Origin of the sequence: Blautia sp. MCC283, from assembly GCF_018785565.1 — a bacterium.
Taxonomy (GTDB): Bacteria; Bacillota; Clostridia; order Lachnospirales; family Lachnospiraceae; genus Blautia_A.
Genome location: NZ_WQQB01000028.1, coordinates 221,450 through 236,388, shown reverse-complemented (window position 1 = coordinate 236,388; position 14,939 = coordinate 221,450). Strand labels below are relative to the sequence as shown.

Sequence of the window (14,939 nt, the reverse complement as noted above, 5' to 3'; positions counted from 1 at the left end):
ATGGAACTGACAAAAAGACCAAGAAGATTAAGAGGCAGTGAAAACCTTCGTAAGATGGTACGTGAGACAAGAATGGATAAATCTTCTCTTATGTATCCCATGTTTGTGATGGAGGGAGAAAACAAGGAAGAAGAAATTCCGTCCATGACCGGACAGTACCGCTATAGCCTGGATCGTCTTCCCTATAAACTGGAGCAGCTTTCCAAAGCAGGTGTTGGCAGTGTAATGTTTTTTGGTATTCCTGACCATAAGGATGAAGTGGGCAGCGGCGCCTATGATCCGGAGGGAATTGTTCAGAGAGCTCTTCGCATTGCAAAAGAGAAATTCCCGGAACTTTATTATGTAACAGACGTATGCATGTGTGAGTACACTTCCCATGGACACTGCGGCGTTCTCTGCGGCCATGATGTGGACAATGACAAAACACTGGATCTTCTTGCAAAAACAGCACTTTCCCACGTAGAGGCAGGAGCGGATATGGTAGCACCTTCCGATATGATGGATGGCCGTGTTGCAGCAATCAGGGAGTGCCTGGATAAAGCCGGACATTATACAACTCCGATTATGTCCTATGCGGTAAAATATGCTTCCGCATTTTATGGCCCGTTCCGTGAAGCGGCTGATTCTGCTCCGTCTTTTGGTGACAGAAAGAGTTACCAGATGGACCCGCACAACAGCAGAGAAGGCCTGAAAGAAGCCCTTACAGATGTTGAGGAAGGCGCAGACATCATCATGGTAAAACCGGCTCTTGCATATCAGGATATGATCTGGCAGGTAAAGGAAGCCACCAATGTACCAGTTGCGGCATACAGTGTCAGTGGTGAATATGCCATGGTAAAAGCTGCAGCCGCAAATGGCTGGATTGATGAGGAAAGAATCGTAGGCGAGATGGCTACCGGAGCATTCCGTTCCGGCGCACAGATCTATCTTACCTACTATGCAGAACTTCTGGCAAGACTTATGGATGAAGGGAGAATCGGCTGATGACAAAATCAGAACAGTTATTTGAGCGTGCGGTAAAAAGAATTCCGGGAGGTGTAAACAGCCCGGTAAGATCTTACGGAGCCATCGGTGAGGCACCTCGTTTTATTGAAAAAGCTGATAAATGTTACATCTATGATGTGGACGGAAACCGTTATGTGGATTACATTGATTCCTGGGGCCCGATGATCCTGGGGCATAATTTCCCGGAAATCCGTGAGAGCGTGATCAAGGCCTGCGAAAATGGCCTGAGCTTTGGATGCGCTACGGAAATTGAAGTGGAGATTGCAGAATTTATCTGTGAGCATATTCCGCATGTAGATATGATTCGTATGGTAAACTCCGGAACAGAGGCTGTTATGAGTGCCATCCGTGCGGCAAGAGGTTTCACCGGAAAAGACAAGATCATCAAATTTGCAGGCTGCTACCACGGACACAGTGACTGCCTTCTGGTAAGTGCCGGTTCCGGTGTCATGGCAAGCGGTATTCCGGACAGCGCCGGTGTTCCCAAGGGCTGCACACAGGATACCATGACTGCAACCTACAATGATGCGGCCAGCGTGGAAGCGCTTCTCAAACAGGAAGAGGGAAATGTGGCGGCAGTGATCGTGGAGGCAATAGGAGCAAACATGGGCGTAGTTCCTCCGAAACCAGGTTTCTTAAAGAGACTTCGCCAGCTTTGTGATGAGCATAACTGTCTGCTGATCTTTGATGAGGTAATCACAGGATTCCGTCTTGCCTTTGGCGGAGCCGCAGAGTATTTTGGCATTCGCCCGGATCTTGTCACCTATGGAAAAATCATCGGCGCAGGAATGCCGGTAGGTGCATATGGCGGCCGCAAAGAGATCATGGATCTGATCTCACCGTGTGGTCCTGTATACCAGGCAGGTACCTTAAGTGGAAATCCGGTTGCCATGGCAGCAGGATTCACACAGCTGAAATATCTCTATGAGCATCAGGAGATCTATAAAGAGCTGGCAGTAAAAGGAGAGAAACTTTACGGAGGTCTGAAAAAGATCGTGGAGGAAAAAGGCCTTCCATATCAGGTGAATTATGATTCTTCCCTGGCAAGTATCTTCTTTACAGATCAGGAAGTAAAAGATTATGTTTCCGCAAAAACTTCCAACCTGGATCTTTTTGCAAAATATTTCAAGGGAATGCTGAAACGTGGCATCCATCTTGCGCCGTCCCAGTTTGAGGCAATGTTCCTTTCCACAGCACACACAGATGAAGTGATCGACGAAACTCTGGAAGCAATGAGAAGCGCCCTGGGAGATCTGTAATTTCCGCAAAAAAATGATTTTGCACAGGAATTTACACAAAGATAGTAGGATGGTAACTTGTTCTTCAAAAAACTTTGTGATAAAATAAACACAAAAATACGTAATGAATGTGAAAGCAGGAGGCCAGAGCTTATGGGAAAAAAGAAGTACGTGGCTTACGTGGGAACATATACCCATGGAACCAGTAAGGGAATTCAGGTATACGATGTAGATGTAGAGAACGGAACACTGACAGAGCGCAGTGAGGTAGAGGTCAGCAATGCATCTCATCTGGCAGTTTCCAAAAACGGTAAATATCTGTACTCCATCGAGGATGAAGGTGTGGCTGTATTCGAGAGAGATGAAAATGGAGATCTTTCCCGTATTAACAGCGTAGATATTAACGGAATGCGAGGCTGTTATCTTGCAACAGATGTAGACGGAAGATATCTTTATGTAGCAGGTTATCATGATGGTAAGGTAACGGTTGTACATACACATAAAGACGGACGTCTGGGAAGTGTTATGGACGGTGTTTTCCATAAAGGACTTGGAAGTGTGGCAGAACGTAACTTCCGTCCACATGTAAATTGTGTCCGCCCCACACCGGATAACAAATATCTCTGTGCGGTAGATAATGGCATTGATCAGGTTAAGATCTACAGGATCAACAAGAAGAAAGATAAACTGGAGCTTGTTGACATCCTCCGCTGCCCGAGAGAGAGTGGCCCTCGTATTATCCGTTTCAGTGATGATGGAAGATTTGCATATCTTCTTTTTGAGCTCAGCAATGAGGTTAAGGTATACAGCTATGACGGAAGCGGCAAGAACCCGGAGTTCCAGCTGCTCCAGAGTATTACCACTCTTGGAAAAGAAGACGCCAATGATGCGATTCACAACGCAGCATCAGGCATGTCTCTTTCTGCGGATGGCAAATATCTTTTCTGCACAACTGCAGGTGAGAACACAGTAACCATGTATGCGGTAGACCAGGAAACCGGCCTTCTGACCAAGAAATTTACCCTTCCGATCAGTGGTGATTATCCGAAAGATCTTATGATCTTCCCGGATAACAAACATATTGCCATTGCAAATCATGGAAGTAACAGTATTACTGTTTTTACAGTAGATTACGAAAAAAATATTATTATGATGAATGAGAAGCCAAGAAAGATCGAAACACCGAACAGCATCCATATCTGGCCGGTGCCGGGAGATGTGGATGGCATCTGCAAATAATTCTTTTCGGTAAATGACTGCAACGGCCAGATATCCGGATACAAAAACAGACTCAGGGATAAGCAATAAGATTCCCTGAGTCTGTTTTTTGCTGGAAAAGCATTTGGCATTACGGATGAATCCACGGATCTGCCGGGAATGAGGGCGGTTTTATCTGCGATAGAATTCGTGGATGCGGTCCATGCGTGCGCTCATATTGGCAAAAAGTGCATCGGTGATGGTGAGAGCTGCCATGGCTTCCACAACAACTACGGCACGTGGAACAATAACAGGATCATGGCGTCCTTTGATCTCAAGCTCCAGATTTTCGCCGGAGCTGGTTACGGTGAACTGGGGCTGGCTGATCGATGGTGTTGGTTTGATATGGGCACGGAGGATAATGTCACTGCCGTCACTCATACCGCCCATGATACCGCCTGCATGGTTGGAGGTCTTAGAAATGATGCCGTCTTTCTGGACAAAACCGTCGTTGTCTTCGGAACCGGTAAGACGTGTCACATTAATACCGTCACCGATCTCAACAGCTTTTACAGCACCGATGGACATGATCGCATGAGCAAGAGTGGCATCCAGCTTGTCAAAAACCGTATCACCCAGACCAGCAGGAACATTTTTGATCCGGCATTCGATCACACCGCCTGCACTGTCCTGGTTATTGAGACACTGCTCGAGATAGGCGGATGCTTTTTCTGCCGCATCGGCGTCTGGCATACAGAGGGAATTGTTCCGGATCTCTTCTTCTGAGAAAGACTGGATTTCCACAGGACCGATGGATTTCGCATAGGTGGTAAAAGTAATACCAAGTTCATTTAACAGCTTGATGGCAATGGCACCGGCTGCCACACGGCCGGCGGTTTCCCTTCCGGAAGAACGTCCGCCTCCACGGTAATCGCGGAAACCGTATTTCTGGTCAAAGGTAAAGTCTGCATGACCGGGGCGGTAGGAGTATGCAATATTTCCGTAATCCCGGGAACGCTGGTCGGTATTGCGGATCAGAAGAGAAATCGGTGTGCCGGTAGTTTTTCCTTCAAAAACTCCGGAAAGGATTTCAACCAGATCCCCTTCTTTACGGGCAGTTGTGTAGCGGCTCTGGCCGGGTTTCCTCCGGTCAAGAAAAACCTGGATATCTTCCTCGCAGAGAGAAAGACCTGCGGGGCAGCCGTCGAGAACTGCACCGATAGCCTTGCCATGAGATTCTCCCCAGGTAGTAACTACGAATTTTTTTCCGAATGATGACTGACTCATTTGTATAACTTCCTTTCGTTGGAATTCTGGAATCATTATATAGGAAGCCGGAAAAAATGTAAAGAACGTGGAAAACAGAATGAATTTTTATGTAAAGAGCATGTGAAATCATTTAAAAGCTTTTTTAAAAAGAAAATGTATGAATTGACAAAGCTATTTTGACTATTTATAATAAAAATGAATTTTGCCCTGGCAAAAGAAAAGCAAAAGAAGGGAAGTGGGAATCGTGGTAAGGATTTACAAGACAATAGACGGAGCCATCCACCAGATACAGGAACCGGAGGAAGGCTGCTGGATTGCGCTGACGAATCCGACGGCAACAGAGATTTTTGAATTTTCCGAGAAGTTTGATATAGAGGTTGACGATTTACGATCCCCTTTGGATGAGGAAGAACGGTCACGTATCGAAGTTGAGGATAATTATACACTGATCCTGGTTGACGTTCCTATGATCGAGGAGCGTAATGACAAGGACTGGTATGGAACCATACCGCTTGGTATCATTGTGACAGGGTCTATGATCTTTACTATCTGTCTGGAGGACACACCGGTTCTGACCAGATTTATGGAAGGAAGAGTCCGGAGCTTTTTTACCTATATGAAGACCCGTTTTATTTTCCAGATCCTTTACAGAAATGCAAGTATGTACCTGCGTTATCTGCGTATCATTGACAAGAAAAGTGAGCAGGTGGAAGAAAAACTGCATCTTTCCACAAGAAACGAGGAGCTGATCGAGCTTCTGGAGCTGCAGAAATCCCTGACTTACTTTATCACATCCCTCCGGTCCAACGAGGTTGTGCTGGAGAAGCTTCTGAAGATAGACAGTATCAAGAAATATCCGGAGGATACGGATCTTCTGGAAGATGTCATCACTGAGAACAAACAGGCTATCGAAATGGCCAATGTGTACAGCGGAATCCTGAACGGAACCATGGATGCCTTTGCATCTATTATTTCCAATAATATGAATATTGTTATGAAAGTACTGGCGATCATTACCATTGTCATGAGTATTCCGACCATTGTGTTCAGCGCTTACGGAATGAACGTGGCTGGTTCCGGTATGCCGTTATCACAGAGTCCATGGGGCTTTCTGATCATTATCCTGTTTTCTGTGGCGATCAGTGTTGTGGCAGCGATCATTCTTTCCAAGAAGCGGTTTTTCTGATTTGCTGAAAGGAGAATTTAATGAAGTTTATCGACAAACTGGAACGTAAATTTGGAAGATTCGGGATTCCGAATCTGACCATTTATATTATCGGATGTTATGTACTGGGTTATATTCTGACCGCAGCTGCACCGGGAGTTTTGAGCATGCTGAGCCTGGATATGTCCATGGTCATGAAAGGTCAGATCTGGAGACTCGTAACATGGGTGATCTATCCGCCATCCAGCGTGGGAGGAATGAGTAATCTTCTCATGTTCGTGCTTGCAATTGCTTTTTTCTATTATCCGATCGGTACCTCTCTGGAACGTACCTGGGGAACTTTCCGATATACTTTGTATATTTTTTCGGGACTTTTGTTTACAGTTATTGCAGCGGCGCTTTTGTATGCAGTTACCGGCGGTTATGTGACCGTTGGGGGAATGATGCTTCCTTATGGAAGTATTTTTACCACATATTACATCAGTCTTTCTATTTTTCTTGCCTATGCAGTCACATATCCGGATCTTCAGCTGCTGCTTATGTTTGTGATCCCCATCAAGATGAAATGGATGGCATTTGTATATGGACTGTTTATTGCGTGGGATATCGTATCATATCTTAGAGTTGGACTTTGGGTAGGCGTTGTGCCGATTGTAGCATCACTTTTGAATTTTGTAATCTTTTATTTCAGTACGCGGGATATGAACCGTTACAATCCGAAGGAGATTCACAGGAGACAGCAGTTTAAGAAGGCCATGGCTCCGACCAGAACGGGCTATGGACCAGATGGAATTGCCAAGCATAAATGCGCGATCTGCGGACGTACCGAAAAGGATGATCCAAATCTGGAGTTCCGTTTCTGCTCAAAGTGCAAGGGAAATTATGAATATTGCCAGGATCATTTATTTACGCACAAACACGTACAGTAAAACGTAAAAAAAGAGGGAGGATATTCAATTATGAAAAGAACAAAGATTATCTGTACACTTGGACCTGCCAGCAACAACAGGGAAACTCTGAAAGCTCTTATGGAGAATGGAATGGATATTGCCAGATTCAACTTTTCTCACGGAGACCACGAGGAACAGAAGGGCCGTGTGGACATGATCAAAGAGCTTCGTGAGGAGCTGGATATGCCGATCGCGATGCTTCTTGATACAAAGGGACCGGAGATCCGTACCAGACTTTTAAAGGACGGACAGAAGGTAAAACTGGAGTCAGGAAACCAGTTTGTACTTGGAATCGGTGATTTTGAAGGTGATGACAAAAAAGTTGCCATCACATATGAGACACTTTATAAAGACGTGAAACCGGGAAACAAGATTCTTATTGATGATGGTCTGATCGAGCTGGAAGTTAAGGCGATCAAAGGAACCGATATCATCTGTGATATCTTAAACGGTGGTGAGCTGGGAGAGAAAAAAGGCGTAAATGTTCCTTACGTAAAAGTAAATCTTCCGGGTATCACAGAGCAGGATAAGAACGATATCCTTTTTGGTATCGAGCAGAAATTTGATTTCATTGCGGCATCTTTCGTCCGTTCCGCAGAGGTGATCCGTGAGATCCGTAAACTTCTGAATGATAACGGTGGAAAGGACATCGGTATTATTGCGAAGATTGAGAATGCAGAAGGTGTTGAGAACATTGATTCCATCATTGAAGCATCGGATGGTATCATGGTTGCCAGAGGAGATCTTGGCGTGGAGATTCCTGCAAGCCAGGTGCCGCACATCCAGAAAGAGATCATCCGTAAATGCAATGAACATTATACACCGGTTATCACAGCAACACAGATGCTGGATTCCATGATCCGTAATCCGCGTCCGACACGTGCGGAGGTAGCGGACGTTGCCAATGCGATCTACGATGGAACCGATGCGATCATGCTTTCCGGTGAGACAGCAGCTGGTAAATATCCGGTTGATGCCCTTCAGATGATGGCAGAGATCGCAGAGATGACAGAGCCGCATCTGGATTATAAGGTATTTATTGAGCACCGCTCCATGGATGGAAGAGAGAAGATCTCCAGCGCAGTTGCACTTGCAACAGTCCGCACTGCGAAGAATCTGAAGGCAAATGCTATCGTGACACCGACCATGAGTGGAAATACAGCCAGACTGATTTCCAATTTCCGCCCGAAGGTTCCGATCTATGCCATTACACCGAACTCAACCATCCAGCACAAACTTCAGCTGATCTGGGGTGTAACACCTCTGAAAGGATATCAGAGAGATACCACGGACCATATCATGTCTCAGGCTATGAATGTTGTCCGCAGCCGTCATCTGATCCATAAAGGAGACCTTGTTGTATTTACAGCAGGAGACCCTGCGACCAACATGACAAACGGTCATGGTGCAGTGACAAATATGATGCACGTGATCGAGGCAGAATAAGACCGGGGGTTCTTAAGGAACAGCGGTCGGAAAACAGGAGATACAGTTATTATGAAAAAAGTACCATTTGTGACACTTGAGAAACTCAACGAGATTACCGAAAAATATCCGACACCTTTCCATCTTTATGATGAGAAGGGAATCCGTGAGAATGCAAAAGCCCTGAAAGAGGCTTTCGCCTGGAACAAAGGATTCAAGGAATTTTTTGCAGTAAAAGCAACACCGAACCCTTATCTGATCAACATTCTTCAGGAGTATGGCTGCGGCTGTGACTGCTCCTCCGCCACAGAGCTTATGATGGCAAAAGCAGTGGGCTGCAAGAAGGGCGATATCATGTTCTCCTCCAACGATACACCGGAGAAAGAGTTCAAATATGCAGATGAGATCGGTGGAATCATCAATCTTGATGATATCACACATATTGAGAGCGTAGAGAGAGCTCTCGGAAGAATTCCGGAAGTGATCAGCTGCCGTTATAATCCAGGCGGAGTATTCAAGATCAGCAACGGTATCATGGATAATCCTGGAGATGCAAAATACGGAATGACTACCGAGCAGATTTTTGATGCATTCCGCATCCTGAAATCCAAAGGTGCCAAAGAATTTGGAATCCATGCATTCCTTGCCAGCAACACCGTAACCAACGACTACTATCCGATGCTTGCAAAAGTTATGTTTGAGCTTGCCGTAAAGCTTCAGAAAGAGACTGGCGCACATATTAAATTTATCAACCTTTCAGGCGGTATCGGAATTCCTTACAAACCGGATCAGGAGCCAAATGACATCCGCGTGATCGGTGAGGGTGTCCGCAAGGTTTACGAGGAAGTTCTTGTTCCGGAAGGAATGGGTGATGTTGCGATCTACACAGAGCTTGGCCGTTTCATGATGGGACCGTATGGCTGTCTTGTTACAAAAGCCATCCACGAAAAACATACACATAAGGAGTACATCGGTGTAGATGCCTGTGCGGTAAACCTGATGCGTCCGGCTATGTATGGTGCTTACCATCACATTACCGTTATGGGAAAAGAGAACGAGCCATGTGACCATAAATATGATGTGACAGGTTCCCTTTGTGAGAACAATGATAAATTTGCCATTGACCGTATGCTTCCGAAGATCGACATGGGAGATCTCCTTGTGATCCACGATGCAGGCGCTCATGGTTTTGCAATGGGCTATAACTACAATGGTAAACTGAAATCTGCAGAGATCCTTCTTCATGAGGATGGCAGCTTTGAGATGATCCGCCGTGCCGAGACACCAAGAGATTATTTTGCAACATTTGACTGCTTCCCTGTTTTTGAAAAACTTCTTCAGGATGAAGACGAACTGAAATAAAAGATAGATTAACCAAATCAAGTAAGGAGCGAAGCGGATTGCGAATATCCGCTTGACCCGGATACGGATTGTGAATATCCGTCTTAAGCTGTGAAAAAAGGCCTTCCATGCATGTGGATAATCATGCTGGAAGGCTTTTTTGATCAACAGGATTTTGTTATTTTTGGCTGCCGGAAATTTCTGCCAGAGCTTTTTTAAACTCAAAGAAAAACAGGATGGCAGTGAAGGTAACAGCCAGGATATCTGCAACCGGCTCAGCCATATAAACTGCATTTGTTTGATCAGCACGAAAAATATTGGGCAGGATATAGATCAGCGGGATGACCAGGACAAATTTCCGGACAATAGCCACAATGATGGAATCCTTGGCTCTGCCAAGGGAGATAAAGGTCATCTGGCAGGCAATCTGGATACCAAAGATAAACACAACTGCCATATAGATCCGGAGAGCTGTCTTTGTGAAAGCAAGTAATGTACTGTCCGAAGTAAACATTCCGGCAAAGATCTGCGGGAAGATCATAATGATCAGCCACAGGATCACGGAATAAGAAACACTTGTTTTTACAAGAAGCTTAAATGTAGAACGTACACGCTTTTCGTTACGTGCACCATAGTTGTAGCTGATGATAGGCTGTGCACCCTGACCAAGTCCCTGAAGAGGAAGCATGGCAAACTGCATGACGCTGGTGAGGATGGTCATGGCTCCTACGGCAACATCCCCGCCGTATTTTAAGAGTGAGGAGTTGTAGCAGACAGAGATAATGCTTTCACTGAGCTGCATGACAAAGAGAGAAGAGCCAAGAGCCATACAGGGCAGAATGATATCGGCTTTCAGTTTCATGGTGCTTTTCCGAAGCTTCAGGAAGGTCTTTTTTCCAAAGAGGAATGAGAGGACCCAGATGCAGGAAAATGCCTGGGAGATCACCGTTGCCAGAGCAGCGCCCCGGACACCCATGTGGAATCCGAAAATAAAAACTGGATCCAGAATAATATTGGAGACTGCACCGATCAGTACGGAGAGCATTCCTGTTTTTGCGAATCCCTGGGCTGTGATGAAATTATTCATGCCAAGAGTCAGCTGTACAAAGATAGTTCCTACTGCATAGATATTCATGTAACCCACTGCATAGTCGATGGTGTTTGCGCTGGCGCCGAATGCAAGGAGAAAGCTGCGGTTTCCGAGAAACAGGATAACAGTCAAGATCAGGGAGATGATGATCTGCATGGTGAAGCAGTTTCCGAGAGTCTGTTCGGCTTTTGAGGTGTCATTTTTACCCATAAAGATGCTGGCTCTGGGAGCACCTCCGTTTCCGACAAGAGCAGCAAAGGCAGATACGACCATAATAAGCGGCATACAGACACCTACACCGGTAAGGGCAAGAGCACCCTCTCCGGGAATATGACCAATATAGATACGATCGACGATATTGTAGAGCATATTGATGAGCTGTGCAGCAACTGTGGGAAGTGCAAGCTGCAGAAGCAGCTTTCCGACAGGCTTGGTTCCTAAAAAGCTTTTGTCTTTTTCCATTTTTTGTTCCTTTCGTGATTTTTTTGTATCATATAATAAAGACCTGACAGATCTCTCCGTCAGGTCTTTTATGCGAATGCCGCTGGCCGGACTCGAACCGGCACGGATTGCTCCGCTTGATTTTGAGTCAAGTGCGTCTGCCAATTCCGCCACAGCGGCATAACCGTTTATTATAATAGCACAGCACCAGTTGGTTTGCAAGGATTTTTTCAGAATAAAGGGATTATTTGGAAATATTTTCAATTCTAAAAAGTTTATGAAATCGGATGCTGGCTCCTTGAAATTGACTGAAAAAAGTGGTAGAGTGTGCTACAAGGCTGTACCACCTGATATAGCACTGTGGATATAGCAATATACTATAAGATAACGGAGGAGACTGCATGAATCTGAATTCCAAAAAACCAGAGAAGCGGCCGTTGTATGTATATTACATCATCGCGGTCGTAATTATTATTCTGCTGAATGTTTTTGCTCTTCCTGCCCTTTCTGAGAGAAGTGTAAAGGAAACCGATTACACCACCTTCCTGAAAGCCGTAGACAGAGGAAAAGTATATGAGGCAACCATTGATTCTGATTATATTTATTACACAATGAAAGTAGACGGGAATGATGTCTACTGTAAGACCGTATCGGTAGATGATCAGGATCTTGTATCCCATCTTTATGATGCAGGTGTAAGCATTGAGGGTACTGCACCTCAGAGACAGTCCCTGCTTTTGTCCCTGATCCTGGGATATGTATTTCCGATTGCCATTTTTGTTCTGCTGGGACGCTGGCTCAGCAAGAAGATGATGAGTTCCATGGGCAATGGTGGCCCTGGAGGCATGATGTCCTTTGGTAAAAGTAATGCCAAGGTTTATGTAAAGTCCTCCACAGGAATTAAATTTACAGACGTGGCAGGCGAGGATGAAGCCAAGGAGCTTCTGACGGAGATTGTGGATTTCCTCCATAACCCGGCGAAATACAAAGAGATCGGTGCTTCCATGCCAAAAGGTGCCCTGCTTGTAGGCCCTCCTGGAACCGGTAAAACTCTTCTTGCCAAGGCAGTTGCCGGTGAGGCAGAGGTTCCGTTTTTCTCCATTTCCGGTTCGGAATTTGTGGAGATGTTTGTTGGTATGGGTGCTGCCAAGGTTCGTGATCTTTTTAAACAGGCCAATGAGAAAGCACCATGTATTGTATTTATTGATGAGATTGATACCATCGGTAAGAAACGTGACGGCTCCGGAATGGGCGGCGGAAACGATGAGCGTGAGCAGACACTGAACCAGCTTCTGACAGAGATGGACGGTTTTGACGGCTCCAAGGGTGTTGTGATCCTGGCGGCTACCAACAGACCGGATTCCCTTGACCCGGCACTTCTTCGACCGGGACGTTTTGACAGAAGAATCCCGGTTGAGCTTCCGGATCTGCAGGGACGTGAGGAAATCCTGAAAGTTCATGCCAAGAAGATCAAGATTGCAGACAGTGTTCGTTTTGACGAGATCGCCAAGGCTGCAGTTGGTGCTTCCGGTGCGGAGCTTGCCAACATTGTCAATGAGGCGGCTCTCCGTGCAGTCCGTGACGGACGGAAATTTGCCACACAGGCGGATTTTGAAGAAAGTATTGAAGTTGTTATTGCCGGATATCAGAAGAAGAACCGTGTGCTTTCCAACAAGGAGAAACTGATCGTTTCCTATCATGAGGTTGGACATGCACTGGTTGCTGCCAAGCAGACAGATTCTGCACCGGTCCATAAGATTACGATCATTCCGCGTACTTCCGGTGCGCTGGGTTATACCATGCAGGTAGATGAGCAGGAACATTTCCTGATGTCCAAGGAAGAACTTGAGAATAAGATCGCTACTTTTACAGGTGGCCGTGCAGCAGAGGAGTTGATTTTCCATTCCATTACCACTGGTGCATCCAATGATATTGAGCAGGCGACCAAGATTGCCAGAGCGATGATCAGCCGATATGGTATGAGCGATGATTTTGATATGGTTGCCATGGAGAATGTGAGCAATCAGTATCTTGGCGGAGATGCAAGTCTTACCTGTTCTTTTGAGACGCAGACACTTCTGGATAAGAAGGTTGTGGAGCTTGTAAGACGGGAGCATGAGAAGGCTACGAAGATCCTGACGGATAATATAGGAAAGCTTCATGAGATTGCCAAGTATCTGTATGAGCATGAGACAATTACCGGTGAGGAGTTTATGAAGATTCTGAATGAAAAACCGGATGAGATTGAAGAAATTCAGGAAAATGAAACAAGACAGTAAGAAGAAAGCGGGGCCCTGGGGCTCCGCTTTTGCTGTAAAAATATAAATTGTTCAGATTGTTTACCAGATTTCCGGATGTACCTTAGAACAGGTGAGAGCCAGGCTTCCCGGGCCGATGTGGCAGGAGACGCTTAATGACAGAGGGAAGATATTGATCTCACCGATGTCCGGGAAGGTGGCGAGAACTTCTTTTCGGAATTCCTGGGCTGCTTCCAGGTTGTGGGAGTGGATGACATCCAGGTTGATCTTTTCTCCGAAGCGGTTTGCGATATCATCTTTGATGGCTTTGGTCATGGTGCTTTTGGCCTGGTTCATGGTGCGGGCTTTGGAGAAGGCGTCCAGTTTTTCGCCCTGGATCTGAAGAACCGGTTTCAGGCGGAGCAGGGTTCCGATAGCTGCAGCAGCAGGGGTGATGCGTCCGCCCTGTTTCAGGTATTTCAGAGTTGCCACGGTGATGTAGATGCTGGAATCGAAGCGGGTTTCTTCCAGCCAGGTTCCGATTTCATCGGCAGAGAGGCCGTTTTTGGCCTGCTGGATGGCTTCTATGGCGGAATAGCGTAAGGTTCCGGAGATTCTCTGGTTGTTTACAACGCGTACATGGCCATCATAGTCCTCCGCCAGCATGCGGGCGGTCTGCATGGAACTGGAGAGACCGCTGGACATGGGAATATGTACGATCTCGTCATAGTCTTTGAGCAGGCTGTCCCACAGTGTAGTTACGGATTCAGGAGTGGGCTGCGAGGTGGATACGTGACATTCGGGGTGCTGCTCAAGATACTGGAAGAACTCGGCCTGGTTCATGTCGATATCTTCAAGATATTCTTTTTCATCTATAAAAAATGGCATTGGAAGCATGTAGATGCCAAGGTCTTTTGCCTGGGATGGAGATATACCGCAGTTGCTGTCTGTAACGATTGCAATAGATTTCATAGTGATGGTCCTCCTTGCTGGATTTGCATATTCGGTCGGTGTTCTTGTTTTCTGACCGGGATATCTCAAGTATATCACAGGAAACTGCCCTTGTCATTCACTGTTTAATTAGCTATAATGATAACATTCTGGGAAACGTTTGAACGCAAAGTGCTGAATATTGCGTTCATGAACATGCAGTAAAGTGGAATAGGAATATCTGCTTTACGTAATTGAGAGAAACGGAAGATCGATGTCCGTTGTTCTGAAAGAGAGGAATTTATGAATTGTCGTATTGCAGAGGGAATGGTGAATAAATACATCAATCATACGTTGCCATTGAATGATCTGGAGGATTTTCTGGAGCATATTGAGAATTGTTCTTCCTGTTACGACGAGCTTGCTACGTATTTTATTGTGCATAAAGCCATGCAGCAGCTGGATGAGAAACAGGAGGATACGGTTTTGGATTTTAAAGAACTTCTGGAAGAAGATATCCGGAAGTCAAGAAGATATATCCGCAGAAAGAAATTCCACAGAGCAGTTGTGGCGATTGCGTTTTGTGCATTGATTGCTGTACTGGTGGTTTTTCTCTTTTTTGTGATCCTGGAACTGAAGGAGGGAATTTAA

The 14,939-nt window shown here is 45.8% G+C and carries 12 protein-coding genes and 1 tRNA gene; 9 read left to right on the top strand and 4 right to left on the bottom strand.

Annotation, left to right across the window (positions count from 1 at the left end; genetic code table 11):
* The 3 genes from hemB to GPK81_RS10510 all read left to right on the top strand — a co-directional run bounded on the left by hemB (position 1) and on the right by GPK81_RS10510 (position 3,482).
* Positions 1 to 984, top strand: coding sequence for a porphobilinogen synthase (gene hemB, locus GPK81_RS10520; RefSeq protein WP_021977698.1), 984 nt, complete (start codon positions 1 to 3; stop codon positions 982 to 984).
* Positions 984 to 2,264: a glutamate-1-semialdehyde 2,1-aminomutase gene (gene hemL / locus GPK81_RS10515; RefSeq protein WP_118062483.1), complete on the top strand. Its 1,281-nt coding sequence runs from the start codon at positions 984 to 986 to the stop codon at positions 2,262 to 2,264. The genes hemB and hemL overlap by 1 nt, the downstream gene beginning before the upstream one ends.
* A gap of 132 nt (positions 2,265 to 2,396) precedes the next feature.
* The gene (locus GPK81_RS10510; protein WP_021977696.1) at positions 2,397 to 3,482 is read left to right on the top strand and encodes a lactonase family protein; all 1,086 of its coding nucleotides are present in this window, start codon (positions 2,397 to 2,399) and stop codon (positions 3,480 to 3,482) included.
* Between the two features lie 150 nt (positions 3,483 to 3,632).
* Here the strand turns inward: GPK81_RS10510 and aroC are convergent, their stop codons facing one another.
* On the bottom strand, positions 3,633 to 4,727 hold the full coding sequence (gene aroC, locus GPK81_RS10505) for a chorismate synthase (protein ID WP_215707010.1): 1,095 nt from the start codon (positions 4,725 to 4,727) through the stop codon (positions 3,633 to 3,635).
* 226 nt (positions 4,728 to 4,953) lie between these two features.
* On the opposite strand from aroC, the gene GPK81_RS10500 reads away from it, so the two are divergent.
* Genes GPK81_RS10500 through GPK81_RS10485 form a run of 4 tightly spaced genes read left to right on the top strand, consistent with a single transcriptional unit; the run spans position 4,954 to position 9,611 of the window.
* On the top strand, positions 4,954 to 5,895 hold the full coding sequence (locus GPK81_RS10500; RefSeq protein ID WP_021977694.1) for a magnesium transporter CorA family protein: 942 nt from the start codon (positions 4,954 to 4,956) through the stop codon (positions 5,893 to 5,895).
* Positions 5,896 to 5,915: 20 nt separating this feature from the next.
* Positions 5,916 to 6,803, top strand: a complete 888-nt coding sequence (locus tag GPK81_RS10495; RefSeq protein WP_021977693.1) for a hypothetical protein — start codon at positions 5,916 to 5,918, stop codon at positions 6,801 to 6,803.
* 30 nt (positions 6,804 to 6,833) lie between these two features.
* On the top strand, positions 6,834 to 8,270 hold the full coding sequence (gene pyk / locus GPK81_RS10490; protein WP_021977692.1) for a pyruvate kinase: 1,437 nt from the start codon (positions 6,834 to 6,836) through the stop codon (positions 8,268 to 8,270).
* 51 nt (positions 8,271 to 8,321) lie between these two features.
* Positions 8,322 to 9,611, top strand: coding sequence for a diaminopimelate decarboxylase (locus GPK81_RS10485; RefSeq protein ID WP_021977691.1), 1,290 nt, complete (start codon positions 8,322 to 8,324; stop codon positions 9,609 to 9,611).
* A gap of 157 nt (positions 9,612 to 9,768) precedes the next feature.
* Here GPK81_RS10485 and GPK81_RS10480 read toward each other — a convergent pair whose 3' ends face one another.
* Together GPK81_RS10480 and GPK81_RS10475 are read right to left on the bottom strand one after the other, a co-directional pair.
* On the bottom strand, positions 9,769 to 11,142 hold the full coding sequence (locus GPK81_RS10480) for an MATE family efflux transporter (protein WP_215707009.1): 1,374 nt from the start codon (positions 11,140 to 11,142) through the stop codon (positions 9,769 to 9,771).
* A 77-nt stretch (positions 11,143 to 11,219) separates the two neighbouring features.
* A tRNA-Leu gene (locus GPK81_RS10475) sits at positions 11,220 to 11,301 on the bottom strand.
* A gap of 221 nt (positions 11,302 to 11,522) precedes the next feature.
* On the opposite strand from GPK81_RS10475, the gene ftsH reads away from it, so the two are divergent.
* Entirely contained in the window at positions 11,523 to 13,400 is a 1,878-nt protein-coding gene (gene ftsH / locus GPK81_RS10470) for an ATP-dependent zinc metalloprotease FtsH (RefSeq protein WP_119248039.1), read from the top strand.
* Between the two features lie 60 nt (positions 13,401 to 13,460).
* On the opposite strand, the gene GPK81_RS10465 is transcribed toward ftsH, so the two are convergent.
* The gene (locus GPK81_RS10465) at positions 13,461 to 14,330 is read right to left on the bottom strand and encodes a DegV family protein (protein WP_215707008.1); all 870 of its coding nucleotides are present in this window, start codon (positions 14,328 to 14,330) and stop codon (positions 13,461 to 13,463) included.
* Positions 14,331 to 14,591: 261 nt separating this feature from the next.
* On the opposite strand from GPK81_RS10465, the gene GPK81_RS10460 reads away from it, so the two are divergent.
* Positions 14,592 to 14,939 (top strand): anti-sigma factor family protein, encoded by a 348-nt coding sequence (locus GPK81_RS10460; protein WP_021977687.1) that lies wholly within the window; start codon positions 14,592 to 14,594, stop codon positions 14,937 to 14,939.

Coding starts and splice junctions, on each gene's coding strand:
- GPK81_RS10480 (WP_215707009.1), bottom strand. CDS start 11,142: ATGGAAAAAGACAAAAGCTTTTTAGGAACCAAGCCTGTCGGAAAGCTG.
- ftsH (WP_119248039.1), top strand. CDS start 11,523: ATGAATCTGAATTCCAAAAAACCAGAGAAGCGGCCGTTGTATGTATAT.
- GPK81_RS10485 (WP_021977691.1), top strand. CDS start 8,322: ATGAAAAAAGTACCATTTGTGACACTTGAGAAACTCAACGAGATTACC.
- hemB (WP_021977698.1), top strand. CDS start 1: ATGGAACTGACAAAAAGACCAAGAAGATTAAGAGGCAGTGAAAACCTT.
- GPK81_RS10510 (WP_021977696.1), top strand. CDS start 2,397: ATGGGAAAAAAGAAGTACGTGGCTTACGTGGGAACATATACCCATGGA.
- pyk (WP_021977692.1), top strand. CDS start 6,834: ATGAAAAGAACAAAGATTATCTGTACACTTGGACCTGCCAGCAACAAC.
- GPK81_RS10495 (WP_021977693.1), top strand. CDS start 5,916: ATGAAGTTTATCGACAAACTGGAACGTAAATTTGGAAGATTCGGGATT.
- aroC (WP_215707010.1), bottom strand. CDS start 4,727: ATGAGTCAGTCATCATTCGGAAAAAAATTCGTAGTTACTACCTGGGGA.
- GPK81_RS10465 (WP_215707008.1), bottom strand. CDS start 14,330: ATGAAATCTATTGCAATCGTTACAGACAGCAACTGCGGTATATCTCCA.
- GPK81_RS10460 (WP_021977687.1), top strand. CDS start 14,592: ATGAATTGTCGTATTGCAGAGGGAATGGTGAATAAATACATCAATCAT.
- hemL (WP_118062483.1), top strand. CDS start 984: ATGACAAAATCAGAACAGTTATTTGAGCGTGCGGTAAAAAGAATTCCG.